22 protein-coding genes are annotated in these 26,053 nt (G+C 56.2%); 16 read left to right on the top strand and 6 right to left on the bottom strand.

Annotated features, from left to right (window positions below; all coding sequences use genetic code 11):
• Positions 1-4: 4 nt before the first annotated feature.
• Complete coding sequence (locus HMPREF0733_RS06735) at positions 5-1,822, top strand: ABC transporter ATP-binding protein (RefSeq protein WP_013398617.1); 1,818 nt, start codon at positions 5-7, stop codon at positions 1,820-1,822.
• A gap of 87 nt (positions 1,823-1,909) precedes the next feature.
• Here the strand turns inward: HMPREF0733_RS06735 and HMPREF0733_RS06740 are convergent, their stop codons facing one another.
• Positions 1,910-2,989 carry a glycosyltransferase family 2 protein gene (locus tag HMPREF0733_RS06740; protein ID WP_013398618.1) on the bottom strand — a complete coding sequence of 360 codons (1,080 nt, stop codon included), beginning with the start codon at positions 2,987-2,989 and terminating at the stop codon, positions 1,910-1,912.
• A 57-nt stretch (positions 2,990-3,046) separates the two neighbouring features.
• A complete protein-coding gene (locus tag HMPREF0733_RS06745) occupies positions 3,047-4,027 on the bottom strand; it encodes an alpha-1,2-fucosyltransferase (protein ID WP_041321703.1) in 981 nt (326 codons plus the stop codon).
• Between the two features lie 236 nt (positions 4,028-4,263).
• Between HMPREF0733_RS06745 and HMPREF0733_RS06750 the strand changes: the two genes are divergently transcribed.
• From HMPREF0733_RS06750 to HMPREF0733_RS06800, 11 genes are all read left to right on the top strand, one after another.
• On the top strand, positions 4,264-5,187 hold the full coding sequence (locus HMPREF0733_RS06750; protein WP_041321705.1) for a glycosyltransferase family 2 protein: 924 nt from the start codon (positions 4,264-4,266) through the stop codon (positions 5,185-5,187).
• A 76-nt stretch (positions 5,188-5,263) separates the two neighbouring features.
• Positions 5,264-6,262, top strand: coding sequence for a CgeB family protein (locus tag HMPREF0733_RS06755; RefSeq protein ID WP_013398621.1), 999 nt, complete (start codon positions 5,264-5,266; stop codon positions 6,260-6,262).
• Positions 6,253-7,341, top strand: a complete 1,089-nt coding sequence (locus HMPREF0733_RS06760) for a hypothetical protein (protein WP_013398622.1) — start codon at positions 6,253-6,255, stop codon at positions 7,339-7,341. Before HMPREF0733_RS06755 ends, HMPREF0733_RS06760 begins: the two co-directional genes overlap by 10 nt.
• Positions 7,341-8,081: an acylneuraminate cytidylyltransferase family protein gene (locus tag HMPREF0733_RS06765; protein WP_013398623.1), complete on the top strand. Its 741-nt coding sequence runs from the start codon at positions 7,341-7,343 to the stop codon at positions 8,079-8,081. Before HMPREF0733_RS06760 ends, HMPREF0733_RS06765 begins: the two co-directional genes overlap by 1 nt.
• Before the next feature lie 71 nt (positions 8,082-8,152).
• Positions 8,153-10,396 (top strand): N-acetylneuraminate synthase family protein, encoded by a 2,244-nt coding sequence (locus HMPREF0733_RS06770; RefSeq protein WP_013398624.1) that lies wholly within the window; start codon positions 8,153-8,155, stop codon positions 10,394-10,396.
• Positions 10,397-10,405: 9 nt separating this feature from the next.
• Positions 10,406-11,497, top strand: a complete 1,092-nt coding sequence (locus tag HMPREF0733_RS06775; RefSeq protein ID WP_013398625.1) for an acyltransferase family protein — start codon at positions 10,406-10,408, stop codon at positions 11,495-11,497.
• Complete coding sequence (locus tag HMPREF0733_RS06780; RefSeq protein ID WP_013398626.1) at positions 11,494-12,627, top strand: glycosyltransferase; 1,134 nt, start codon at positions 11,494-11,496, stop codon at positions 12,625-12,627. Before HMPREF0733_RS06775 ends, HMPREF0733_RS06780 begins: the two co-directional genes overlap by 4 nt.
• The gene (locus HMPREF0733_RS06785; RefSeq protein WP_013398627.1) at positions 12,624-13,949 is read left to right on the top strand and encodes an O-antigen ligase family protein; all 1,326 of its coding nucleotides are present in this window, start codon (positions 12,624-12,626) and stop codon (positions 13,947-13,949) included. The genes HMPREF0733_RS06780 and HMPREF0733_RS06785 overlap by 4 nt, the downstream gene beginning before the upstream one ends.
• Before the next feature lie 78 nt (positions 13,950-14,027).
• On the top strand, positions 14,028-15,071 hold the full coding sequence (locus tag HMPREF0733_RS06790) for a glycosyltransferase family 4 protein (RefSeq protein ID WP_013398628.1): 1,044 nt from the start codon (positions 14,028-14,030) through the stop codon (positions 15,069-15,071).
• A 63-nt stretch (positions 15,072-15,134) separates the two neighbouring features.
• Positions 15,135-16,073 (top strand): glycosyltransferase family 2 protein, encoded by a 939-nt coding sequence (locus tag HMPREF0733_RS06795; protein ID WP_013398629.1) that lies wholly within the window; start codon positions 15,135-15,137, stop codon positions 16,071-16,073.
• Positions 16,073-17,320 (top strand): glycosyltransferase, encoded by a 1,248-nt coding sequence (locus HMPREF0733_RS06800; RefSeq protein ID WP_013398630.1) that lies wholly within the window; start codon positions 16,073-16,075, stop codon positions 17,318-17,320. Before HMPREF0733_RS06795 ends, HMPREF0733_RS06800 begins: the two co-directional genes overlap by 1 nt.
• Positions 17,321-17,405: 85 nt before the next feature.
• On the opposite strand, the gene HMPREF0733_RS06805 is transcribed toward HMPREF0733_RS06800, so the two are convergent.
• The 4 genes from HMPREF0733_RS06805 to rfbA form a co-directional block, all read right to left on the bottom strand.
• Positions 17,406-17,708 carry a PqqD family protein gene (locus tag HMPREF0733_RS06805; protein WP_013398631.1) on the bottom strand — a complete coding sequence of 101 codons (303 nt, stop codon included), beginning with the start codon at positions 17,706-17,708 and terminating at the stop codon, positions 17,406-17,408.
• Positions 17,708-18,550, bottom strand: a complete 843-nt coding sequence (locus HMPREF0733_RS06810) for a nucleotidyltransferase family protein (protein ID WP_041321707.1) — start codon at positions 18,548-18,550, stop codon at positions 17,708-17,710. The genes HMPREF0733_RS06805 and HMPREF0733_RS06810 overlap by 1 nt, the downstream gene beginning before the upstream one ends.
• A gap of 101 nt (positions 18,551-18,651) precedes the next feature.
• Complete coding sequence (locus tag HMPREF0733_RS06815) at positions 18,652-20,160, bottom strand: tyrosine-protein kinase domain-containing protein (RefSeq protein WP_013398633.1); 1,509 nt, start codon at positions 20,158-20,160, stop codon at positions 18,652-18,654.
• A 68-nt stretch (positions 20,161-20,228) separates the two neighbouring features.
• A complete protein-coding gene (gene rfbA, locus HMPREF0733_RS06820; RefSeq protein WP_013398634.1) occupies positions 20,229-21,089 on the bottom strand; it encodes a glucose-1-phosphate thymidylyltransferase RfbA in 861 nt (286 codons plus the stop codon).
• A 73-nt stretch (positions 21,090-21,162) separates the two neighbouring features.
• On the opposite strand from rfbA, the gene rfbB reads away from it, so the two are divergent.
• Genes rfbB through HMPREF0733_RS11555 form a run of 4 tightly spaced genes read left to right on the top strand, consistent with a single transcriptional unit; the run spans position 21,163 to position 25,934 of the window.
• Positions 21,163-22,161: a dTDP-glucose 4,6-dehydratase gene (gene rfbB / locus HMPREF0733_RS06825; protein WP_013398635.1), complete on the top strand. Its 999-nt coding sequence runs from the start codon at positions 21,163-21,165 to the stop codon at positions 22,159-22,161.
• Positions 22,162-23,598: a dTDP-4-dehydrorhamnose reductase gene (rfbD, locus tag HMPREF0733_RS06830; protein WP_013398636.1), complete on the top strand. Its 1,437-nt coding sequence runs from the start codon at positions 22,162-22,164 to the stop codon at positions 23,596-23,598.
• The gene (locus HMPREF0733_RS06835) at positions 23,588-25,744 is read left to right on the top strand and encodes a Tat (twin-arginine translocation) pathway signal sequence (RefSeq protein WP_013398637.1); all 2,157 of its coding nucleotides are present in this window, start codon (positions 23,588-23,590) and stop codon (positions 25,742-25,744) included. Before rfbD ends, HMPREF0733_RS06835 begins: the two co-directional genes overlap by 11 nt.
• A gap of 40 nt (positions 25,745-25,784) precedes the next feature.
• Positions 25,785-25,934, top strand: a complete 150-nt coding sequence (locus tag HMPREF0733_RS11555; RefSeq protein ID WP_420865355.1) for a hypothetical protein — start codon at positions 25,785-25,787, stop codon at positions 25,932-25,934.
• Positions 25,935-26,053 lie beyond the last annotated feature (119 nt).

Raw genomic sequence — 26,053 nt, forward strand, 5'->3', positions numbered from 1 at the left:
TTTGATGAAAAATATTTATCGTAAACTGAGGATTTTTTTCCCAGGGCGAAAGTTCTCTATTCTGGTTCTGAATATTCTGGGGCTTTTCGTGGTGTCTCTTTTCGAGATGCTGGGTGTGGCGGCTATTCTTCCTATCGTTAACCTGGCGATGGGCGCCCCTATTACCGGGTATTTGCAGTCCGTCGCTGATCTTTTTGGTAATCCCAATCGCACACAGCTTATCGTGATTTTTGGTGTTGCGCTGGTTCTTGCCTTTGTCTTTAAGGGCGTACTTTCGCTGGTTATTAAACGCTGGAGCCTAGGTTTTATCGCTACTCAGCAGAGCGCGACTTCGGTGAATCTGCTTAACCGCTATATGCGTGAGCCTTATCTGGTTCACCGTAAGCGCGGTACAGCGGCGGTGCTGAACTCGGTTACTGATATTGTTGGGCAGGCATACAGCGCTTTCGTGAATGGCGTGATGAGCTTTATTGGGGATTTGCTCTCTATCGTGGTGCTCATGGTGATGCTGCTGGTTCTTATGCCGCTTCCTGCGCTTTTCGCATTCGCCTATTTTGGTGTGACTGCCTTTGTGCTTCAATACGTTTTGCGGAGGAAAAATACGGAGCAGGGCGAGATTATCCTGGAAGCTACGCGCGGCTCGATGAATGCAGCGCTTGATGCTGTGATTGGGTTCCGCGAGATTCGTATGCACGGTGTGACCGAACGGTACCTACACCGATATCAGAGCAAGCGCATGGACTCGGTAAATGCGAATATGCGGAACGTTTTCCTCCAAGAACTTCCAAAGTATACCCTTGAAATTATTTTTATCCTCGGAATCGCCGCACTTCTAGCGATCATGAGCATGACTCAGGGCGCCGACAGTGCACCCTATCTGCTCCTATTCGCTGGTGCCTGCATCCGTATTCTGCCGAACTACACGCGCATTGTGGCGTCTTTAGGTAATATTCGTTCCGGTGAGAAACCCAGCGATGAGCTTGTCCGTGAAATTGGGATGCTTGATGAACAGGGGAAGAAGCTCGATCTTCCGCCTGCTCCCGACTCTGATATTCAGGCAGAGTACGTAAACCGTGAGATTGAGCCCATCACTATTATGGTGGAGAACCTTTCCTTTACCTACCCCGACGGTGATCAGCCAGTGCTGAAGAACATTAACCTGCAGATTCCTATGGGGACGTCGATGGCCTTCGTGGGCGGTTCCGGGTCGGGAAAGACCACTCTGGTTGATTTGATTTTGGGGCTTTTTAGTACCGAGCAGGGGCGCGTTTTGTGCAATGGGGTGCCGATCGAGCAGGATCTGCCCGCGTGGTTTCAGCGCATCGGGTATGTGCCTCAGGATGTCTTCATCGCCGATTCTACGGTGCTGGAGGCGGTTGCTTTCGGGCTTGAACCGCATGAGATTGATGAGGCGCGGGTGCGTGAATGCTTGGCTGTCGCTGAGCTTACCGAGGTTGTGGACTCCCTGGAGAACGGGCTGATGACGATGATTGGGCACAATGCGGTTCGGCTTTCGGGCGGTCAGCGCCAGCGTCTAGGAATTGCACGCGCGCTCTACCGCAACCCCAGCGTGCTCATAATGGACGAGGCCACCAGCGCCCTGGATAACGAGACCGAGCATAAGATTACCCAGGCGATCGAGCGTATCTCGCGGGATATTACCGTGATCATCGTGGCGCATCGCCTCTCGACGGTGCGCAATGTAGATCAGCTAATTTACCTTTCGCAGGGCGAAATCGCCGCGCAGGGAACCTTCACGCAGGTGCAGCAGCAGAACGAAGAGTTCGCCAATCTGGTGCGTTTAGGGCAGCTTCCCGAGTAGTCGAGCGAATCGATCTGAAAAACAGTAAGACTGTGCCCGCCTCCTCAAGATTGGGGAGGCGGGCACAGGTCTATGCTGATGCTAGTTTTAGGCGGTCTCTGGCCGGGCTTCAAGGAACGGTTTAAGGCTGTGCGCATCCTGCGGTATATCGCTGCCTAGTGGGTAGAGGCTTCCGCGCGGCTGCCACGCAAGATTTACGGGAATGGGCCTGCCCGCGATAAGATCCAACCAAATATCGGCAAGCTGTTTCTCGCTCAGCTCGCCATTTTTACGCCAGTGATACCCCAAATCTTCCGGCAAATCGGTGAGCTCAAGCGCCTTTGCCCCCTGCATGAGCTTGCGCTGCAGCTGCTGCCGCGAACGCCAAGGCAAATGTAAGATAACCACCCGATCGGTGCCCTGCGCCCCAGGCCGAAGCACCCGATGATTACCCATAGTGACGACCGATGACCGCCAAGATTTAAAGCACACCTTTGGGTCAAAATGAGCGGTTGTATCGAGCACCAGGTCTCCCGAAGCCGTAGGAAATAGGTTGTAGAGCTGCGAGATTTCTACGGTATTTTTGCTGGTGGACAGAACCTCGGCGAGAGTACCTTCAACGCCGAACCAGAACTCGTCCGCATCGAAAGGTACTACCCAGGTGGCACCGGCTCGCTGGGCACGATGGGTCAGATAGGTCATTTTCTCGGACTGATAGTAGGCGGGCTCCCGATCATGCCCAACACTCAGCGGAAGCTCGCGGCTAAGCCGCTGAAGAAGCTCAAAGGTGCCGTCACTCGAATCGTTATCGACTACCAGGATGCGCGCCACCCCCTGGGCATGCAGGTGCCGTAGGGAACGTTCGAGCACATCCGCCTCATTCTTGACCATCGCGACCGCCCACACGCCCTTGGTCGTGGGCAGGGGAGGGAGTTCGAAGGTCTTCTCTAACGCCCGATAACGGTTCTTAAAATCCCCCGAGCTCAGCAGGGCACGTGCCTCACGCCGGGTACGCAGATCGCGCTGCGCCAGAAAAAGCCGATGTTTTCCAGTGCGAAGCCCGCGAACTGTCGGGTCTAGAAAACGGGGTTTAAAGCGCGAGTTTTCAAGGCGTCCAGAGAAAAAACTACGGGAGTTAGATACGATTCGCTGCGAAAATTTAAACGGCGCGAGAAATTTGATGTTCATGGGTTATCTTCCGTGCTTGAGTATGAGTGAGTTGTGAAAGAGTGAAGTTATAGGGTTTTATGCGATATCGCCTTCTTCAGGCAGAAGCCAGGTTCCCCCGTGCGGCGGTTTAACCGCATGCCAGCGGGAGAAATGCGGATGGGGACGCACAGTTCCGGGCACCACAATAGGCTGGCGGGTTTTCGCATCGTACTCGTGGGCATTCGGTACGTACACCTCAACGGGGTGATCCGCCTGCGCCATATAAGCGCCCCAGTACCCGAACGTGGTGTTTGTAAGAATGAGCCAGCGTGCCTTCGCAAGAACCGCTAAATCCGCGAACATACCCTCGCCGGTCTTATCGTAGAGCACCGGGGCAATATCTTCGAGAAAACTCAGGTTTTCGCGGCACCACTGCGGGTCATCACTCGTGACCACGAAATTGCTGGGGCTCATACGCTTAAGCACCTGATCCAGGGCCTCACGTACATAGGCTACGGTATCAATACCGTAACGCTGCCGAATTGCGGGAACAGAATAATAATCACCGCGCCGAATACTGAGCACCACCGTGTTACTTCCTACAATATTGCCTACTGTAAGAATGCGCTGCCTAAAATGCTCAGAAGAAAGTAATCGTTCACGGGCAAAAATTTCAAGAGAACCGGGCGCAAAACTATCTTCTACATTGGTATCAAGACCAGAATAACGCCGGTGTAAAAACTTAAAATCTTTCGGATCCATCATGAGTTCCTGCAAAGCAGGAAATTCTGTAAGCCAAGGTTCTAAACCGGCAGTATTGAGCATATATGAAAAATCCCCGGCATCGGCGCGACGGTCAGCATCAACGGCCGCCAACAGATAAAGCCAATTACCGCCGCGAGAAAAAGGAGGGGCAATATACACTTTCTCGCGAGAGTGGCGAACTGTATCCAAAACCCGTGCAATACCGGGGCGTAAAAACCCCATCACACGAAAATAAGCTTCAACATGCGGTGGGCGCATACCCTCAAGTTCTGTTAACCGGGTTTTATCTTCAGACTCAGAACGACGATTCACACATAACTCCCTGGGATTTACACACGCAATACCTTTATTATGGGGCAAAATACGCTGTGTAGTCACCTGATATGTCGATACTATATTAGAATTATAAAGTAACACTCACTCACGAGGATATGACGGCAACAACTATGTGCAGTATGCCGAGAGTTTCCTCACGAATAAACACATACGTTTACAGACAATGTTTGATGACCGGAACATAGATGTAAACCGCAACAGAAAGCATTTTTGTGACTTCGTCAGCAGAAACTATCTCCGCCATTATTCCCTTTTATGGCGAACCTGCTCCCGTGCTGAATTTAATTGCCAGCCTGCGCGCGCAGCGGGGAATAACCCCCGAAAATCTTGAGATTATCGTTTCTGATGACCGCTCACCCATACCCTTTCCCGACACCGAAGGCGTGAGCATCGTGCGCCGCGAGCGCAACGGTGGGTTCGGCAGCGCCGTAAACTCAGGGGCTGCACGCGCACGTGGAGACTGGCTGATAATCCTCAACAGCGACCTTGAACTCGGCGAAAACTTCATCAGCTCAATGCTCACGGCGCTCGCCGCCTATCCGCAGGTGCTCGCCAGCCCCCAAGTAGTCGGTCACGACGGAAAACACCAGTGGGTAGCCCGCAAATTCCCCACCGTGGGGCATATCGCGTGGGAATGGTTCACACCCCTGGCACGCTTCAAGCCTACACGCCTGTGGCATCGCGGGGCAGGGCACGATATAAGTGCCTGCACCGCCGTGAGGCCCCACGGAACAGACTGGGTTATGGGCGCTTGCATGATGGTACCCCGCACGGTATACGAACGGGTACAAGGGATGGACGAGCGCTTCTACATGAACAGCGAAGAAGTAGACTTCCAACGCCGCCTAGCCGAGATTGGGGTGCCGCGCATCCTAGTGCCCGAGGTGACGGTCACCCACGAAGGAGGCGCATCCAGCCCCTCAGCCCGGCGCCGCCAATGGCTTACCACCGCACGGTTTATCTACGCCGAAAAATGGGGTTTCGAGAAGAACCTGCGCCGCGCCCTAACCCTCACCAGCTACGCTAACTACGGTTTCAACCTGGTGCGGTCCCTGCGAAACCACCGAGTGAACCCGCGCGAGATTCTGAACCACGAACTAGAGCTGATCCGGCGGGGAACGCGGCACGAAAACTAGTCGGGTAACCGCGCCGAACCTGACTTTTCCGCACGAAGGATCACAGGACAGAGAAGAACCACAAAGGATACACGAGATGAGAGCCCCCACGATTCTGCTGGTTTCGCCAGCGTTCCACGGGTATTGGAAGGCTATTGAGGCTTCGCTAAATGTTGCCGGATACGAGGTTCGCACCCATATTTACGATGCTCCCGGCACAGTTGCCGACCGTATCCGCAATAAACTCGCGCACGAACTGCCCGAAAAATATCGGCCCGCATCCGCCGCAGCCCAGGCGACCGCTCGTGCTATCGCCGCGTTTGATGAGTATCGCCCCGATATTGTGCTCGTCATCAAAGGGGACCTGCTGGGGGATACCTGGTGGCAAAAACTTGAAGAATCCGGGGTGCGCTACGGAACCTGGCTCTACGACGAGCTGCGCCGCATGTCATACACTCTGGAAGATTTACCGCGCCTTGGAGCGCTCGCAAGCTATAGCCCGCAGGATGCCGAATACCTGCGCTCCCTAGGGTACGCCGTCTTGGATATGCCCAACGCCTATGATTCGCACTGCACGATTGCGCCGGTTACCGAAGACGCCATTAGTTTCGTCGGGGCGAATTACCCCAACCGTGAGCATACGCTGCGTGCCCTGCACGAGGCGGGGATACCCGTGCGCGCTTACGGGCGAGACTGGTCGCGCCACCCCTGGGATATAGCCCGAACCCGCAGATTCAAGGGCGCCGGAATTCCCGCACACCGCGATATTGACCGATCCGCCGCCTACGGGGTCATGGCATCATCACCGGCGACCCTGAATATCCACCACAACCAAGACGGCTTCACGATGCGCACCTTCGAAGCCCCCGGCGTAGGCGCACTTCACCTGATCGACCGGGCCGATGTGGCGCGCTACTACGAACCCGGGCGCGAAGTACTGGTCTACGAGAGTACCGAAGAGCTTATTGACCTGTGCGCCCGCATCTTCCGTGAACCCCGCTGGGCGCATACAATCCGTGAGGCCGGGCAGCGACGCACCCTCGCCGAGCATACCTTCGATGATCGCGTCAAAATTTTGGAGAAACTATGGGCCTAAACTATCCCGTCGATCTCGAAGCCTGGCATGTCTGGCAGCAGCGCCAAAACACCCTGCGCTGGGTGAAAGGACGCGCCCAGAACATGGTGCGCGCCCGCAGAGGTGACCAACAGGACATGGTCTCCGGCATGCTCTATACGCGCGGGGCAATACCGCGGGTACTGATTGTGCTCGACTCGTTCTCACCCACAAGCCGCAACGCCCTGCTGGAACCGCTCAAACACCTCGAAGGGGTGGGGGTCGCGCTCTGGTGCCCAAGCGAGGCTTCAGAATATCTCAACGGACAATACGCCAGCACACGCTATAGCCGCAAAGACTGGACCGCAACCCCGATACGCGCCGATGAGCTCGCCGAAAAACTGCCCGGCGTGCGCCTCGTGCTGTCCTTAGGACACTACCTGCCGCGCGGCCACGCGGCCTACCGATTCGCCCGCGAACGCGGCATAGCCTACTGGGTGGTACAGCACGGGCTGCTGGTTCCGCACGCCCCGCCGCTGCCCATCGGTTCAACTCTGCTCGCCTTCAGCGACGAGGACGCCCAATTTTGGGCTTCCGGACGCCGCGACGTGCAGACGCATACCGTCGGCTCACAGCTGCTCTACCGCGCTATCCAAAATACGCACGGCGAAACCACCAAATCCCTGGGCAAAATCCTGTTTCTGGGGCAGATGCACGGCGCGGAATTACCGCGCGCATCCTTCGCCCGCGCCGCGCACAGCTTTTTGAAACGTCACGACGGCATCTACCGGCCGCATCCGAGCGAAACCGATAAACTCTCCCGTGCCACCCATGCGCTCTGGGAGATAGAAGGCATCGCCATAGATCGCTCTTCCACGCCCCTGAACGAGGTGCCGAACCCGGTGGTCTCAGTCTTTTCAACCGGCGTGCTTGAGGCCGCAATCCGCGGTATTCCGGCGTGGGTATACCACCCGAACCCGCCCGCTTGGCTCGAAGAATTCTGGGCACGCTACGGCATGAACCGCTGGGGCGAAGACCCCACGCCAGCGCCCGAACAACCCGCAGTCGAGCCCGCCCACACTATCGCTCAGCTCATCATCGACTACCTGGAGGCATACTAATGCGCATTCTCTGCGTTATTCCCGTGCGCGGCGGTTCCAAAGGCATACCGCGTAAAAACCTGCGCGAGATCGCAGGAAAACCCCTGGTGGCGTGGACTATTTTGCAGGCGCTCGCCGCCCGCGACGAACTAGCGGGGGAGCACGAGGTGCGGGTCGCGGTCTCAACCGAAGACCAAGAACTCGCCTCCATCGCACGCTACTACGGCGCCGAGGTTCCGTTCATGCGCCCCGCGCGTCTTGCCGAAGATACCACAGCCACCGAACCGGTGATCGAGCACGCCATCGACTTCTACACGGGCGAGGGCTGGGCGCCGGATGCGGTCATGCTGCTGCAGGCCACCAGCCCGGTACGCTTGCCCGGCACTCTGGCTCGCGCGGTGCGTCAATTCGCCGAGAACGGCAAGGATTCATTGGTTGGGGTTATCCCGATTGGCCCGTTTATTTGGCGGTGGCATCCGGATGCCGAACCTACCGCAGAGTTCGAGATTATGGCGCGCCCGCGCCGCCAGGAACTTACACAGGAGACCTTACGATACCGGGAAAACGGTTCGCTCTACCTCACCAAAACTCACGTGTACACCGAGCACCACAACCGTCTGGCGGGGTATCCTGGAGGAACCATTGATCTTTTCACGCTTCATGAGGTCGAGGGCGTCGATATTGATGCCCCTATTGATTTTGCGGCTGCCGAGCATCAGCTCAAGCAAATTCTTGAGGGACACCCCGGCGTAAGAAGCTAAGCCTCAGCGTCAAAAGATCCAACACTCACTCTCACTAAACACAAGTTTTCTTGAAGAAAGCATCATAAACCGTGATTATCCAACGTAATATCGCGCCCTATGTGGTCTTCGCCGAAGACCCGATTCTGACTGCGCTTCACAAAATTTCTGCCAACGGTCAGCGCATCATCTTTTTAGTCAATGAATCCGGCATTTTACGCGGTTCGCTCTCGGACGGGGACTTCAGACGCTGGCTGATCGCCAACCCCACCGCATCCCTAGAGACCAGCGCACTGGCGGCGGCGAATACGAACCCGCAGACCGCCCCCGCCGATAGCGACCCCGAATCTTTGCGCGACTATTTCGCGCGCGGTATCGAGCACATTCCGCTCATTGACGAACGCGGCCATCTGGTGGCGTTGGCAATGGACGAACAGAACGTGCTGCGCATCGGAAAGCACACCATCAGCGAGGATGCGCCCGCCTTCATCATCGCCGAGATCGGTAATAACCACCAGGGGAGCGTGGACTTCGCGAAAGAGCTGGTGGACCTCGCGGTGGAATCCGGTGCGGACGCCGTGAAATTCCAGCTGCGCGATCTGGATGCGCTCTACCGCCAGCGCGGCGGCGCCACTGCGGGCGAAGACTTGGGCGTGCAGTACACCCTGGATCTGCTCTCACGGTTCTCGCTGAGTGTTGAGCAGATGTACGAGGTATTCGACCACGTCAAGGAGCACGGTCTGGATATTTTGTGCACCCCCTGGGATGCGCCTTCCGTGCAGGCGCTCGTCGATTACGGTATAGCGGGCATGAAGATTGCCTCCGCAGACCTGACGAACCACGAACTGCTGCGCGATGTTGCATCGCGCGGGCTGCCCATGCTGGTATCCACCGGTATGAGTCGCGAAGAAGAAATCTTGGACTCGGTGAACCTGCTGCGCAAGGCGGGCGCATCCTATGCCCTGCTGCAATGCCAATCCACCTACCCGGCACCCTTCAAAGACGTGAATCTGGCGTATATGGACCGCCTCGCCGAGATTGGCCAATGCCTGGTTGGCTATTCCGGGCATGAACGCGGTTACCATGTGCCCGTGGCCGCTGTTGCGCGCGGTGCGAAGATTATCGAGAAGCATTTCACGACCGATAAAACCCTTGAAGGCAACGATCACACCGTATCGCTGCTGCCCGAAGAGTTCGCGGCGATGGTGCGGCAGATTCGTGACATTGAGGAATCCATCGGCACGGCCGCGCCCCGCGAGGTCTCCACCGGTGAACTGATGAACCGCGTGAACCTGGCCAAATCACTGGTTGCGACCCGCGGCATAGCCAAAGGTGAGGTAATCACCGAGGCGGATGTGACCGTCAAGTCGCCCGGCCGCGGCCTGCAGCCAAACTACCTGCCGCAGCTGCTCGGGCGTACCATCCAACGCGACGTTGAAGAAGGATCGTTCTTTTTTGAGGGCGACCTGAAGGACGACCTCGTAACCCGTCGCGACTTCACCTTCGAACGTCCCTGGGGCCTGCCGGTACGGTACCACGACTACAAACCTCTGATTGAAGAGGCAACACCGGATTTCCTCGAATTCCACTTCTCTTACAAAGACCTTGATATCAATATTGACGAGGTCTTTGAGAAGAAACTGCCCATGAGCTTCACGACCCACTTGCCCGACCTCTTCGCCGGGGACTTTCTGGTTGATCTGGCCTCCCGCGACCCCGAAGTCTGGGAACGCTCCATCGCCGAGGTGCAGCGCACCATCGACATTACCCGCGATTTGACCCGCTACTTCACGGTGGACGAAGACCCCGTTATGGTCGTCACGATGGGCGGCTTCACCAAAGATAAGCACATCCCGGCGAGCGCCCGTACCGCAAAGTACGAGCGCATCGGCGAAGCCCTGGGACGGCTGGATACCGCCGGGGTGCGCCTAGCGGCACAGACTCTGCCGCCCTACCCCTGGCTGATGGGCGGGCAGCAGTACCACAACCTCTTCCTTGACCCGCAGGACACCGCCGAATTCGCGCGCGCCTACGACAGCGCTCTCTGCCTGGACATTTCACACACCATGCTCGCATGCAACTTCCTCAAAATTCCTCTGTCGGAGGCGGTAGCACAGCTGGCACCGCACTCCATCCACCTGCACTTGGTCGACGGTATCGGCGTAGACGGCGAAGGCGTGCAGGTGGGCGAAGGCGATGTCGATTGGGCTGCACTGGGCAAGCAGCTGCGCGAGCTGGCGCCGAAAGCATCGTTTATCCCCGAAATCTGGCAGGGGCATATCAACAACGGCGAAGGCTTCTTTACCGCCCTAGACCGCCTCGAAAAGTGGCTGTAGGTCGGTTTCGTGACACCACCAAGAACCGTTCAACACACCCGAAAACCCAGCGAAGTACTCGATAACAGCTTCATCACCCCCGGGCGATTTAGCGAACTCGACGGGCTGCGCGGAATAGCGGCACTGGCCGTTGTTGCCTACCATTTCGGGTACCCCGCCGTGCAAAACTACCCGCGCATCGCCCCCGAACCGTACTCTATTCCGCTCGGAGAACTAGGGGTGCAGCTTTTCTTCATCATCTCGGGGTACGTGATTTTGTTGAGCGCTATCAAAAGCGGTTCCGCCCTAAAATTTGGTATTTCGCGTTTCGCCCGTCTGTACCCAACCTACTGGTTAGCGCTTGCGGTTGCTGCGGCTGTGTATTTTCTCTACGGTAATCCCGGCAGGGATATTACGGTGGCGCAAACCCTGGTTAATGCGACAATGATGCAGCGTTTTATGCTGGTCGATAATGTCGATCAGGTGTATTGGACGCTCGCCATCGAGTTACAGTTCTATCTGCTCATGGGGCTCTATCTGGCTGTGCGGCGTGGAAGAATATATCGCCGCGAGATCACGATCGGTATTTTTTGCTGGACAACCTTAGGGCTGCTCATCTGCTGCATATTCCACCCGGAGACGTCCCTGACGGGTGCCCCCAAAATGCTGGTGTGGGGCGTAGTTGCCGAGCATGCGGCTCTGTTTAGTCTGGGCATGGTGTTCTTTATGTACAGCCACGACCGCAGGTTTACCTGGCTGATGCCGTATTGCGCTGCGGCGGCCTCTATCAATGCCTTCCTGATGCACGATAGCGCCCACGGGGTGGGAGTCGCCATCATATGTGCGGTATTTTTCGCCGTTATCTATGTGCGCCACGTGCCGTTTTTGGCGCGCGGACCCTTGCACGCGCTCGGCACAATATCGTACCCCCTGTATCTGGGGCACGCGATGCTTGGCTATATGCTGATCGATATGTTCTACCCCTGGGCGGGGGCGTGGGGCGCACGCATATTGGCTCTCGCGCTGGTTCTACTCTGGGCGTGGTGCGTGCATAGTACGGTTGAGACACGAGTTTCTGCCGCCCTGCGTAACTTTCTGACACGAAAGCTGGTGAGGGCATGAGTACAGCCGCAACTTTGACCGCGCTCTGGGTCGTTCCGGTTCCCGACTTCGGGGGAGTGGCGCGACATGTTCTTGACGTCGCCCGAACCGGTATTCCCGGGTATCGCCTGGTTGTCTGCGCACCCGAGGGAAAACTCACCGAGCGCCTCCGCGAGCTTAATATTCCCGTTCACGCCGTACCCTTCGGACCGAGCCGCGGTTTTAGAACCTCGTTCGCCTCGCTCACACACGTTATTGAACAAGAGAAGCCCGCTATCGTGCACAGTCACCTTGCCTATGCGGATGTTATCGCCGCCGCCGTCGTCAACTCCCTCAAGATGCGGCGGCTTGCCAACCGGTCACTGACCGTTCCCACGCTCATCACTACCGAGCACGGAATCGCGGGGGATGATGCCGTCTACCACGGCACCTCCTGGCGTTCTAAACTCATGGAACAGGTGCACCGGGTGCGTCTGTGGGGCACCAATGCGGCTATTGCCGTCTCGCGCTCTACCGCCGAGCAGATGCGCCGTAAATGGGGCGCTCGCAGAGTGAGCATCATCTATAACGGGGTGGATGCACCCCGGCTGCGCGCCGCCGTACACAAGCATCGCGCGCCGACCGAACCGGATGCGCCGCGCATCCTCTCGCTCTCACGGCTCTCGCCCGAAAAAGGTATTGACGTGCTGATAGAAGCATTCGCCCAGCTGCGCACCGTGTACCCCAAGGCGCACCTTGAAATCGCGGGGGAAGGTGATCTTGCCGATACCCTGGCGCAGCAGGTGCGGGAGCTGCATATCAGCGATGCCGTAACCTTCAGCGGGTTCGTCGATCCCCTAGAAGCGATGGGCCGCAGCGATATGGTGGTTCAGCTATCCCTCTGGGAGAACTGTTCTTATACGCTCTTGGACGCTAAAGCCGCCGGATTAAAAACCGTGGCAACCAACGTGGGCGGAAACCCCGAAATTCTTGACCCCAACGAGCTTGTTGACCGCCGCCAGAACGCATTCTGTGATAGCGTTTTAGAAGCTCTTATGCGGAACTGTGAAGCCTCGGCCCCTTCAGCATGGACGTGGGTAACCAACGCCGAGATGACGGCGCAGATCGCAGAACTCTACACTCAAACACAAAAGCATCAAGGACTAGCATGAGCATTCACCTGGGAACATCGCTATCGCCTAGCTCGCAGCACCGGAACGATAGCGCGAACCTCTCTGCGCGCGTTAGTCACGGGCTCAAAAAGAGCGGTGACTATGTGCGGGACAACAGCAATCAGCTGCGCATACCCGAATTCGTAATTTTCGGTGCCATGGTGTTCGCTACCGTGCTGCCGGTCATTAACCAGCCCCTCAGCCAGATTGCCGTGGTTATCGGCGCACTCTACGGGCTTACCAAACCTGCACAGTACGAACTTGGCAGGTTTAAATCTCTGAAAACTATTATGTGGCTGGGCTTGGTCTACATGATGTTCGTATCGCTTTTGCACACCGCCAGTGCTGATGCTTTCGACTGGCGACAACGCTTAGTTCGCATGATCTTCACCACCATTCTGATGTGGAATCTTGCCGAGGGGCGGCTGCATTTTAGGTCCGCTATCGCAGGATACCTCACGGCGCTTCTGATCAACGTTCCCGCCTTCTATCTGGGAATCACCGAGCGCTCGGACGGCAACGTTCTGGTGGGTTTCCTTCACGATAAAAACTATGCGGGCCTGGCGTACGCTATCTTTGGTGTACTCGCTTTCGCTATTATGCGCACTATGCCCGAGCGTATTTTCGCCTTCGTGCTGGGAACTTCGGTGGTGTGGCTGACGAACTCGCGTACCTCCATCACGGCGTACCTGGTAGGCGTGCTGTGGGTACTGCTCGCTTCCAGATTCAACTTTATGGTGAGGATGCTCCTGTTGGGCGGGGTCTGGGCGCTTGTGCAGACGCTCGCCACGGACTATGCCCAGGTAGGGCAGTTCGCCTCGCGTGTGGGCTCCGATATGCTCCGTGAACGTATTGACGCGGTGGCACAAGAAAAAGCCGAAACTGCGGGGTTCTTTGGAAGCGGACTTGGAGAAGCCTACGCGCCCCTGCAGGATAGGAACTGGGTGTATCACAACTCCTACCTAGTGCTTCGTACCGAGGGCGGCTGGGTCTGGACAGTCTTCGTCATCGCTATCACGATTATCGTGGGGATGCGCATCTTCGTCTCAAAAACCTCCTGGACCGTCGAAGAACGAGTGGGACAGGGCGCAGCGATAGCCCTGCTCGTGTGTGGTTTGAGTCTGGGTGAGGTTTTCTACACCTTTACCTGGGCAATTGTCATGGCCTATGCGGTTCGCGCGGGCGCCATCGCCCGGAACAGAGAACTTGGCATGCCGGGGTATGAGGCGGAAAACTTCGTGGGGGTAGACCGGCGTATCGAAATGCCAAAATCACCCGAAAAAATCACCGCCTATATCGCGAACCGGATCAAAAACTCCTAGAACCATCGCCAAATATTTGACTATTCACTTATGATAATTGGCATATCGGTACCGAAAACCTAGAAAGATACACCCGAGATGAGTAAAGAACTCTACCTAGCCACCAATAACGGCGATATAGGCGGGGGCGAAGTCATGCTCCTGAATATCGCTCGGGCGGCGCGAGGGCTCGGTTACCAGGTTGTCATCATCGGTCCGGCAAACCCGCCGGATCTCATTGAAGCGGCCGCCGACGAAGGGTTCACACGCATCGTACTGCCCGCCAAAACGCGCATGCAGTATATGGTCCAGCTGCGGCTCTGGCACCGGGCGCACCGGGATGCGCTCCTGTGGTGTAACGGGCTGGTTCCTGCCGCCGCTACCGGGGGACGGGCAGGGCGCATCGTGCACCTACATCAGCTGCCGACGGGTACCAACGCTAAATTAGTACCGTTCGCTCGCAAAAAGGCCCTTCAAACCCTCGTTCCCAGCGAGTATGTTGCGGCATCCGTACCCGGTGCGACCGTCTTCCCCAATTGGGTGCAGGAAGTCCCCCTCTCGCTGGCGAAGTCCACCGTCCCCGGGGTGGTGCGCATCGGCTACCTCGGCAGACTCACACCTTCCAAAGGGGTTGGTGTCCTCTGCCGGGCGATCGAGCGCCTCAACAGTACTGTTACCGTCCCCGAGTACCGCCTCGTGGTTGCCGGAGCGCCCGTCTTTGCCTCTGCCGAGGAAGAGCGTGAAGTATCCCGTGCCCTTGAAAACATTGAACGCTACACCGATCGTCTCGGCTGGAGCACCCCGCAAAAGCTCTTCGACACGGTCGATATGCTGGTAGTGCCCTCGCAAGCCCCGGAATCCTTTGGGCTGGTCGCTGCGGAAGCGATGAGTGCTCGCGTGCCGGTGATCGTCAGCGATGCGGGTGCCCTTCCCGAAGTCGTGGGGGAGGACTACCCGTATATTTACCCTGCCCAGGATCCCTCGGCCCTCGTTGAAAAGATTCGACATTTAACTCAGGCTTTCTATCAAGAATCTGATATTCTTAATGACATTGTTTCTGCGGCATTTTGGCGTTGGCAGGAATTATATTCACCCGACTCAGGCAGAGAACGAGTTCGCCACCTTTTAGAGAAATATCTCTAGTGCATTCGCTATGCTCACGCTTGTTCCCGCCAATTACTCACTCTCACAACTACAGGACAGTTTATGGCTCACTATCAAGCAGCCGTCATCATCCCGTCGCGGGGCGGAGCAGGGGCTTTACACTACCCCTTAGACGCGCTTTCTGCTCAGACGGAACGAGACTTTCAAGTTATCGTTGTCCTCGATGGTGACATCGACCAGAGCGAAAAAGTTGTTGACGACTATATCGCCCGCGGAACCTTAAACCTCACTAAGATTGTTTTCCCCGAAAATCTTGGGCGTGTGGCGGCTCTCAACGCCGGGCATAATGCGGCGGATGCGGATATTTTGATTCGCTGCGACGACGACCTGGAACCCGGTCCCGACTATGTGGCGAACCATCTTCGCTTGCACCGCGACTATGATGGGGTGATCGGCACCCTGAACAATATTTTCCCCAAGACTGCTTACTCTCAGGTGTACGGAACCTACCGTGATGCAAAGTTTAAGGAAGCGGCGTTGCGCACCCCCGAATCCGAGTGTTGGCACTATTGGAATGGAAACTCGTCCGTCTCTGCAGAGCTGTACCGAACTATCGGCGGCTTCGATCCCGCCTATCGTCTTTACGGCTGGGAAGACGTTGATCTGGGGAAGATGATCGCTGATGCCGGCGGGAAAATCATCATTTCCGATGCGGTTGAAACGAAGCATTATGCTGAGGCGACCACGACCGCCGTGCGAGCTCTCCGTGCCCTGCACGCGGGTAGTGCGCGCACCATTTTCGTGCGTAAACACGGCGAAGATGCGCATGTGGCTCCCAACCCTGCCGGGCTCTGGGGCGCTGCGGTGAAGGCTCTCGCGGTGGTCAGTACCGAGGTAAATATCCGGCGGATAGGCAATACTCTCGATGCGGTACTCCTGAAACTTCCCGCGAAGATCGCCGAGAAGCTGGTGGCGCTGCAGGTGGAAGCGGCATCCTACGCTGGCGTGAAGTACCCGCAGCGCGCACGGAAGGTGTTCTAATGCTGAATCGAGTAGCACAATCCTGGCGCGGCGCATCCGCTCACATTCGTTCTTTGGCCTCGAAAAAATTCCCGAAATCGGCGGAATCTCAGCCTGCGGTTTCGGCAGATACGGGTTCTGTCAGCGTCCCTCGGCTCGCTATCGCTCACGACTATTTGACGCAGCGCGGTGGGGCGGAGCGGGTTGTTCTGGCCCTGCACCGGGCGTTCCCTGAGGCCCCTATCTACACGACCCTCTACAATCCTGAAGGTACTTTTCCCGAGTTTGAGAATGCGACTATCATCACCAGTCCGCTCAATCGGGTGGGCTTGCTGCGGCGCTACCACCGGCTGGCGCTGCCGCTGCTGCCGCTGACCGCATCCTGCCTGAAAGTTCCGGCGCACGTTGCGGTGGTTTCGACCACGGGATGGGCGCACGGGTTCAAATTCACCGGCGAGAAACTGGTGTACTGCCATTCCCCGGCGCGTTGGCTGTACCTGCGCGACCAATACCTGGGCGACGAGAAAAAGAACAGTGTTATTGGGATAGGGTTACGGGTGATAAACCCGCTGCTGCGGTTCTGGGATCAGCGCGCGGCGGCGCGGTCGGAACATTACGTGGCGAACTCGACCGCCATTCAGGAACGTATTTCGCGGGTGTACGGCAAAGACGTACCCATTATTTTCCCGCCTTACTCCGGGGGTGCAACCCGTGTGGAAGAACCGATCGCGGGTCTGCAGGAATTCACGGCTGCGGGAGACTACTTTCTGCTGGTGTCGCGCCTGATGTCCTATAAGAACGTGGATGAGGCGATTAAGGCGTGCAATCGAGCGGGTAAGAAGCTGCTGATTATCGGGCATGGACCCGAAAAAGATAAGCTCCTCAAACTCTCGGGGCCCAATGTGCGCATTATTTCCGGGATTTCCGATGAGCAGCTGTGTTCTGCCTACCGGCATTGTCTAGCACTTCTCGCGGTATCTCATGAAGACTTCGGGATTACTCCGCTAGAAGCCGGGGCAAGCGGAAAACCGGTGATTGCATACCGCGCAGGCGGGTACCTCGATACCATCCGCGAAGGCCTCAACGGCGTGTTTATTGAACAGCCGACCTCGGAACAGATTGAGGCGGCGATACGGAAGTTCAACCCCGAAGAGTGGGATAAGCAGGCAATTAAGAACTACATCGCGCGTTTTAGCGAGGAACGTTTTATCGACGAAATACGCCAGGCGGTTGATGAGCTTACCGCGTCTTCGTCCTCGGGCGCGTAGACTCGGTTCGCCGGGACTATGCGAAGAGCCTTGAGAGTAAAGATCTTTACTCTCAAGGCTCTTCGCATAGTGGGGCAGGGCGGGTTTAGACGGCTTCCAGCAGTTCGTCTTCGACGAGCTGATGCACAAAATCCTCAACCTCCCCGCGAATATCCTCGGGGTTCTGCTCGGTAAGCTCGGCGATCAGCTCAAGGGCCTCAGGCAGGGAAAACGGCTCCTCAAAAATACCCCAAATAATAGATGCTGACCCCTCCAACACCGAAACCTGTGCGGTCCGTGTGTCGGCAAGATACGTCGTGACGGAAGCGTATTCGGAGATCTCTTCAGCGTGTACGAAGGCAACATACTCTGGGATGCGGTACCTCACCGGTGCGGTAGTAGTACTCATTAGGAGCCGCCTCCCAACCCAAAACGCTCAAAGAACCTAGTGCGAATTTCGGCGCGCGTGGGTTTATGCCCCAGTTCCATCGCCAAATGATCCTGATTGACCATAAGAATATTCTTGAGCGTGCGCATTTTCTCGGCGAATCCACGTGCCGACCGCAGCCTGCCCACCCATTGAATATAGCTCGGCACCTGCGTGGAAACCGACTTCCACAGCAGGTAGTCGCGTTCGTGACGGTACGCCTCTAAGCCACCCATTGCGGCGGCGTAGGCGAGAGAAGAATCTAATTCGGCGGCGCGGGCGCGCAGTTTAGCCCAGTCGTAGGAGTCGAGAATATCGCGCAGATACTCAAGATCCGGGTTATAGGCGGAACTCGCCCTAGCGCGGTGCAGCACCACAATCAGCCGGGAATCGAGTACTGAAGGCACGGCACAGGAACGGTGCGCTATCTCGCGTTGCATGTGTGCCGCCCAGAGCTGCTGAAAAACACGTTCGGGATCTTTTCCGAGCCCCGGAAAGAAACGGTGAATATCGGTGAGACCCCAGGATTCGTGATAAAGCGTCATTGCATGTTCAAAAACGGATCCGGTGTCAAAATGCGCCTGAATACTCCAGCCGTCAGCTAAAAGTATGTGAACAAAAGTATCTACATGAGAAGGCCGTACTAAAAGATCTGCATCGGTGCTATGTCTATCAGGTTTAAAAATTTCGGAATTAAACGCATATCCTTTGATATGTAAAATATCTATTCCGTGAAGATTCGCGAGCCTTTGAAAGTAGGCGTGCGCCAGCATAATACGCGCCTTGAGCGGCGTACCAGGTTTGTGCTGTGGCGTAGTGTGCACGATATCCTTTCACACAACGAAAATCTTTGACTATAAGGGCGGGAAAAATAGTCCACCTATTTTCCCGCCCTTATACTCAAGAATCTGATTCAGAAATTTTCTTAAGCTCCGTGCGCGCCGGAAGAAACTTTCTTTTTACCATCCTTGGAGTAACCGTAGTAGCTGGCGTAACCTACATAACTATTGGCATAACCAAATCCATAGTAGGAATTGCCCAAGCCCTTACGCGGGGCCTTATTGAGTACTACACCGAAGAGGTGTGAATTCACACGCTCCAGCACGGCAACAGCCTCGGTCATCTGCTCACGGTGGCTCTTGCCCACGGTACCGACCATAATCACACCGTCCACGGCGTGGGAGAGCAGCGATGCGTCGGTCACCGGCAGCAGCGGGGGAGCATCCACGATGACCAGGAATTCCTTGGAGAGCTCTTCGATAAGCTGGCGCATCTTGTCGGAACCCAACAATTCGGAAGGGTTCGGGGGAATACGCCCGGCGGGAAGCACAAAGAGCTTGGAATCCTCTACCTGGTGCACAGCCTCAGCAATATCAACCTGACCGGCAAGAACCTGCGTCAAACCGATTTTGGCGTTAATGTGCAGTTTCTTCGCGACGGTGGGACGGCGCAGGTCGGCGTCGATCAGGATGACCGGCTGCCCCGAGCTTGCCATAGAGCGCGCCACCGCCAGCGAGACCGTAGACTTACCCTCGCCAGGAACTGCGGAGGTCACAATGAAGGAGCTCGGCGGGTTATCGATATTCACGAAGCGCAGATTCGTGCGCAGCTGACGGATAGATTCGTGGGCAATATGGTCATCGTTGCTGGCATGCACGATGTTTTCTTCCGCCAGATCATCGCTGACGGGCAGCACACCCAGAATATTGCTGTTTGTCGCTTTAATGGCGTCGTCACGAGTGCGGATGCGCTGGTCCACGGAACGGCGCAGGAAGATCGCCAGGTACACGAGCACCAGCCCGGCACCGGCACCGATGAGGCCGTTCTGCATGTAGTTGGGCGATACGAGAGGCGGGTTCACGCTGGCGTTATCCAGCGGGATCACACGAATCAGGGTATTGGTGGTATCGGACGGGTTGGTTGAAGAAACCTTGTTCTGAGCGCTTTCTTGGTTTTCTTCCCCAGCAGGCGTGGGGGTAGCGGTACTGTTGTTCCCCGAGCCGTTCTTCTCAATATTTTCGATGTACTGAGCGGTGGCGTGAAGCGCCGAATTCGCCAAAACCCGTGCCTGCTCAGGGCTGGAAGCGGTCGCCCGCACCTTAATGAGTGAGCTGTTTTCTTCGGTAGTTGCGCTCAGGCTGCCGCGAATCGTCCCGATGCTTAGGTCAGAGTTCTGTTCCTGAATGATCTTGGCGACGGCTTCTGATGAGACGATTGCCGAGTATGAGCGGGCACGTTCTTTTGCGGCGTTTGAGCCGGATAGTACGTCAATAGTGCCACTCTGACCGACGGTCACGTACCCGGAGGCGCTGGCGGCATAAACTTTAGGCTGCAACAGGGAATAGCTGAGCCCTGCGATGGCACCGATCACGATGCCAGCAATGAGCAACAAGAGATTGGCTCTTGTGGTGCGCACAAAATCTAAAATTGTCATTTCTGAATTTGCTCCAGAGTGTTGAGTTTGAGTGGTGAACCCCGTGCGGGGCAGTGAGTTTTTTGTGACTATTTGAGCAGGTGCATCAGATAGTCCCCATAACCGCTTTTGGCGAATTTGGTGGCGATACTGTGAAGATCATCATTGCTTAACCAACCTGCGCGCCATGCAATTTCTTCAGGGCATCCAATAGAAAGTCCCTGACGTTTTTGGACGGTGCGAATAAAGTTGCTGGCATCTGCGAGTGAATCGAAGGTGCCGGTATCAAGCCATGCTGTACCTCGTGGCAGTACCTCAACCTTTAGTTTACCCTGTTTTAGATATACACGATTGAGGTCGGTAATTTCTAGTTCACCACGCTGAGAAGGTTTAATGTTTTGCGCATATTCCACAACATGTTTGTCATAGAAATATAGTCCCGGAATAGCGTAATCGCTTTTCGGTACCTGCGGTTTTTCTTCAATGGAGACGGCGTGAAAATTCTCGTCGAACTCCACTACCCCGTAGGCGCGCGGGTCTGCAACTTGGTAAGCAAAAACGGTTGCACCGTCTTTTTGCTCATATTTTCCAAGCTGGGTTCCTAAACCGGGACCATAGAAAATATTATCACCTAGAACGAGTGCAACGGGATTATCGCCTATGAAATCTGCACCTAAAATAAATGCTTGAGCTAAACCATCAGGTGAAGGTTGCACTTTATAGTCGAAATGTACACCAAAACGAGCTCCATCCCCTAAAAGACGTCTAAATTGTTCTTGATCTTCGGGGGTTGTGATAATAAGAATGTCACGAATTCCCGCCAGCATAAGAGTGGAAAGCGGATAATAAATCATTGGTTTATCGTAAACCGGAGTGAGTTGTTTACTAATACCCTGAGTGATGGGGTGTAAACGACTGCCGGTACCACCGGCAAGAATAATTCCCTTCATAATATCTATTGTGTCATGTTTCTCTCGTAACCCGTGTATAAATTACTCGGTTTTGACCGCTAAAATCTAAAGTATGTCTCACTTACTCGTTACCGGCGGTGCCGGATTCATTGGCTCTAACTTTGTTCATTATCTATTGGATAATACTGAACACACTGTTACAGTACTCGATAAAATGACCTATGCCGCCAATAAAACCTCGCTTAATGGTCTTGACGGCACCAGATTTAACCTTATGGTTGGCGATATTGCAGACCGTGAACTCACTGACGAGCTCGTAGCGCAGGCAGATGCAGTCATCCATTACGCCGCAGAATCCCATAACGATAACTCCCTGGCGAACCCAGAACCTTTTATTCACACCAACTTAGTCGGCACGTTTACCCTGCTGGAGGCGGTACGCAGACACGGAACCCGCTATCACCACATCTCGACCGATGAAGTCTTCGGTGATTTGGCGCTGGAGGACCCCGCAAAGTTCACCGAAACTACGCCCTATAACCCGTCATCCCCGTATTCTTCCACCAAGGCAGGTTCGGATCTGCTGGTGCGCGCCTGGGTGCGTTCTTTCGGGATTGAGGCGACCATCTCGAACTGCTCGAATAACTACGGGCCGTATCAGCACATCGAAAAATTTATTCCCCGGCAGATTACGAATATCCTCTCGGGGCTGACCCCTAAGCTCTACGGCGAGGGCCTGAACGTGCGCGACTGGATTCACGCATCCGATCATTCTTCGGCGGTGCTGCGCATCCTTGAATCCGGGAAAATTGGCGAGACCTACCTCATCGGTGCAGACGGCGAGGAGAATAACATTACCGTGCTGCGTACTATTCTTCGCCTCATGGGTAAAGACGAGAACGACTTTGAACATGTGATAGACCGTCCCGGGCACGATATGCGGTATGCCATTGACGGCACCCGTCTGCGCGAAGAACTCGGGTGGGAACCGCAGTTCACCGACTTTGAGGCGGGTCTTGCCGATACCATCGCGTGGTATACCGATAACCGTTCCTGGTGGGAACCGCTCAAAGCAGAAGTTGAGGCTAAATACGCGAAGGCGGGGCAGTAAATGACGAAAGAACTGAACGTAAGGGCAACCGATATACCGGGGCTGCTCGTCATCGATCTGCCCGTGCACGGCGATAATCGCGGCTGGTTTAAGGAAAACTGGCAGCGTGAGAAAATGCGTGCCGCCGGTCTGCCCGATTTTGACCCGGTGCAGAATAATATTTCTTTTAACACCTCGGTGGGTACCACACGCGGTATTCACGCCGAACCCTGGGACAAATACGTTTCGGTGGCGAGCGGCCGAATTTTCGGTGCCTGGGTAGACTTGCGTGCGGGGGAGAGCTTCGGACGGGTCGTGACCGTTGAACTCGGCCCCGACACCGCTATCTTCGTTCCGCGCGGGGTTGGCAACGCCTTCCAAACCCTGGAGGAGAACACCGCCTACACCTACCTGGTGAACGATCACTGGTCGGCAGATGCTCTCACCGCCTACAGCTTCCTGAACCTCGCGGACGAAAGCACCGCCATCGACTGGCCTATCGACCTGGCGCAGGCTGAGCTTTCCGAGAAAGATCGCAAACACCCGCGCTTACATGAGATCACCCCGCTTACCCCCGACCCTCTTCTGATTGTTGGTGCAAGCGGGCAGCTCGGGCGTGAACTCGTTCGCCAGCTGACCGCGCAGAACATCCCTTTTGAGGCGGTGGACCGTGATCGGCTCGACCTTGGAACCCCCGAAAAATGGCGAAACACTTTCCGCTGGCGGTCATACCGCGCGGTCATCAATGCCGCCGCCTACACCGCAGTGGATAACGCCGAAACCCCCGAGGGGCGCCGCGAAGCCTGGGCCGCCAACGCTCACGGAGTCGCCGCCCTAGCGAGCGTCTGCGAAGAAGCGAATCTTCCTCTCGTGCACGTTTCCACCGACTACGTCTTCGACGGAAATCTGCCGGTAGGGCAGGAATACTCGGTGGAGCATCCCATCGCCCCGCTGAGCGTATATGGCGCCTCCAAGGCGGCGGGGGAGAGCGCCGCGACCGCGTGGCGCAAACACTACCTGCTGCGCACCAGCTGGGTAGTTGGCGAGGGCAAAAATTTTGTGGCGACTATGGCATCGCTGGCCGAACGCGGTGTGGATCCTGCCGTCGTGGCGGATCAGTGGGGGCGCCCCACCTTTACCCAAGACTTGGCGGGTGCAGCACTGCATCTGCTGTTTACCGGCGCACCCTACGGCACCTACCATGTGTCAAATAGCGGCGAGGTTATCACCTGGGCAGATCTTGCCCGCGCCGTATACACCGGCACCGGTCACGATGCTGCCCGAGTAAGCAACACCACCACTGAGGAATACTTCGCCAACGCCCAGGTCTTCGCCCCGCGCCCCGCCAACTCTGCCCTGGATCTTTCAAAACTTATTGCTGCCGGATTCACCCCTCGCGATCACCGCGATGCGCTCGCCGAGTATCTGCACCAGCTAGGCGGGACACGTGAAGACTAAAATCCGTGGCCTTCTCGCGCGCCAGGGCATACAGGTTGCACTCCTTGTAATCGCGCTTGAGGTCATTACCTACTGGTCATACTTCATGCATCTGACGGTGGTTAACGGCGATGCGAATGCCCACTACCTCTCAGATTCTTACTATTGGTGGAATAACGGCGGGATTTTCAACCCACCCGATTGGGTTGCCTACACATGGATGGGTCGCCCCGCCGGGAGCAATATTCAGGGTGGATCGTATGTGCTGCCGCAGGGCATCGCAAACGGTATTTCGCCGTGGAGCCCTACGGTATCGTCTATCACGTCGGCGGTGCTCGCGGGTCTTGGCGCGGTGGGCATGTACCTGTTGGTCCGTCAGCTGACCGGGCGCCACCTTGTTTCGCTGATCGCCCTCGTGGGGCAATTCTTCGCCCCGGCAATCTTTGCAAACGCCCAATTCCTGGATTTTCACCGTGCCGCCGCCTACTGGCCCTGGGTCCTGCTCGTCATTTCCCCGTTATGGGCGTGGCATAAACGCTACGGGATTCCGCTTGCGGTCTTAATCCTGTGGCAGAGTTTCGTCGGTATATACCCGGGGCAGCTTATCGCCGCCGCCGTATGCATTGGTGGGTGGGGTATCGGGTGGATAATCGTCTCTCGAAGCCGCGCCTGGATATGGCGTGTCATCGTCAGCATCCTCATTGCGGTACCGTTGAGCGTCGTCAAATATGTTCCGGCGCTACTGTCGGGAACCGGGCAGCGCGACTGGAGCCCGCAGCGCATTCACCTGACTTTCCCGAACCTGGCCTCACTCATTTACCCGTACGACAACCCGGCCATGAGCTCGGATATTGCGATGCGCCCCTTCTTTATCGTGATTCCGCTTCTGCTCGCTCTCACCTTCGTGCCGTGGCGTTCACGGCGTAACCTGCCGCTCTATCTGCTGGGCGGGCTGTCAATTCTGCTGTTAGGGCTGGCGACCTTCGCACCTAAGCTTCTGTGGAATATTCCGGGTATGAGCCTGAGCCGTTTCTGGATTAACGATTTCAAAAACTTCGTTCCGCTCACCATGATTATTTTGGGCAGCCTGGGGCTTAAACGGCTTTTTGAGGGCAACGTGTCGCGCCGTCGCACCCTGGCGGGATGCTCGATTGTTGCTGCCGCCATCGTGATTTTCGGCCTATCGCTGTCGTGGAATCTAAGCGTTCCTCGCCTTGTGCTGATGCTCGTGCCGGTGATACTTTTTGCTCTAACAGCGGTTGCTGTAACGAACTATACACACGGTTTATGGCGGTTTGCACGGCAGAGCTCAGCCCGAACCTTGGGCATCCTGCTGCTTTGTTTGTCGGTAGCCTCCGGGCTAAATTTCGCCTACTCGGTGACAAGCACGTGGGCCTCGGCGCGTGAACGGCTTGAGGTCGGGCACTACGGGGCTGAGATTTCGCAGCTTATGCACCAAAACCAGGCGTGCGAGCAGAACTACACGCGTCGCCCTGAACGTCGTGTTTCTGATCAGCCCGTCAAAAACTGGGACCACGATAATATTGCCCTGGGAGGCGCCTTCACCTGCACCGATTCCCTGAGCGGATACGCCAATGTTCAAGGAAGCTCGGCACTGCGCGAACAGCATGAAGCGTTCAAAGGCGAAAAGGGCAATGACTTTATTCGGTTCTATGCCGCTGCCGGTGCCGTGGTGCCGCTTTCGGGCGGATCTTTCGCGGATCTTTCCGATGCATGTCTCAAGGAAGGCCGCTGCGCAGGGTTAGAGTACACCCCACTCTCGTACAGCAGGTTCGGCAAGATATCGTACCGGGTTGAGGTTGAGCATCAAACCGAAGTCGCCCTGAACGAATCGTATTACACCGGCTGGACGGGCAAACTTTGCGACGCTGAAAACACCCAGAAATGCCACGCGATGGCGCTGTCTGCCGGACCGGGGCGATACATCAAGACGGTTCTGCCCGCAGGAACATATGAGGTGAATTTGACCTATGATGCACCCTATAAGAATCAGCTGCAGGTTATGTTCTGGGTTTGTGTGCTTTTGATGCTCGCCTCGGCGGCGCTACCGGTAAAGCGGCGCGCGGCAAGCGCAGAGGAGCAAAAGCGAAATCCTTGGGAATCCTTGCGCACCCACCTCAAATCTGGAAAATCTGTAAGAATATAGTGTTGGCCAAAGCGATGGCAAACTGTATCTCTCACCGGTAGTGGACCTGTTCAACCGCGAAATTGTCGCCTACGTCGTGAGCCGCAGGGCCAACAGCGACATGGTGGAGAAAATGCTGCACAAAGCCTGCCGACAAAGGAACGATGCTGCACTCCGATCAAGGCGTACTATATCGTACGCCAGGGTATAGGAACTTACGTGCGGCCATTTCATGGTTCAAAGCATGTAGCGCAGGGGGATTGCGGGAGCGACGCAGCTTGAAATTGAAAAAGCTGGGTTCTGTTGCGTACAGAACCCAGCTTATGCAGA

This window comes from Rothia dentocariosa ATCC 17931 (genome assembly GCF_000164695.2).
GTDB classification, from domain to species: domain Bacteria; phylum Actinomycetota; class Actinomycetes; order Actinomycetales; family Micrococcaceae; genus Rothia; species Rothia dentocariosa.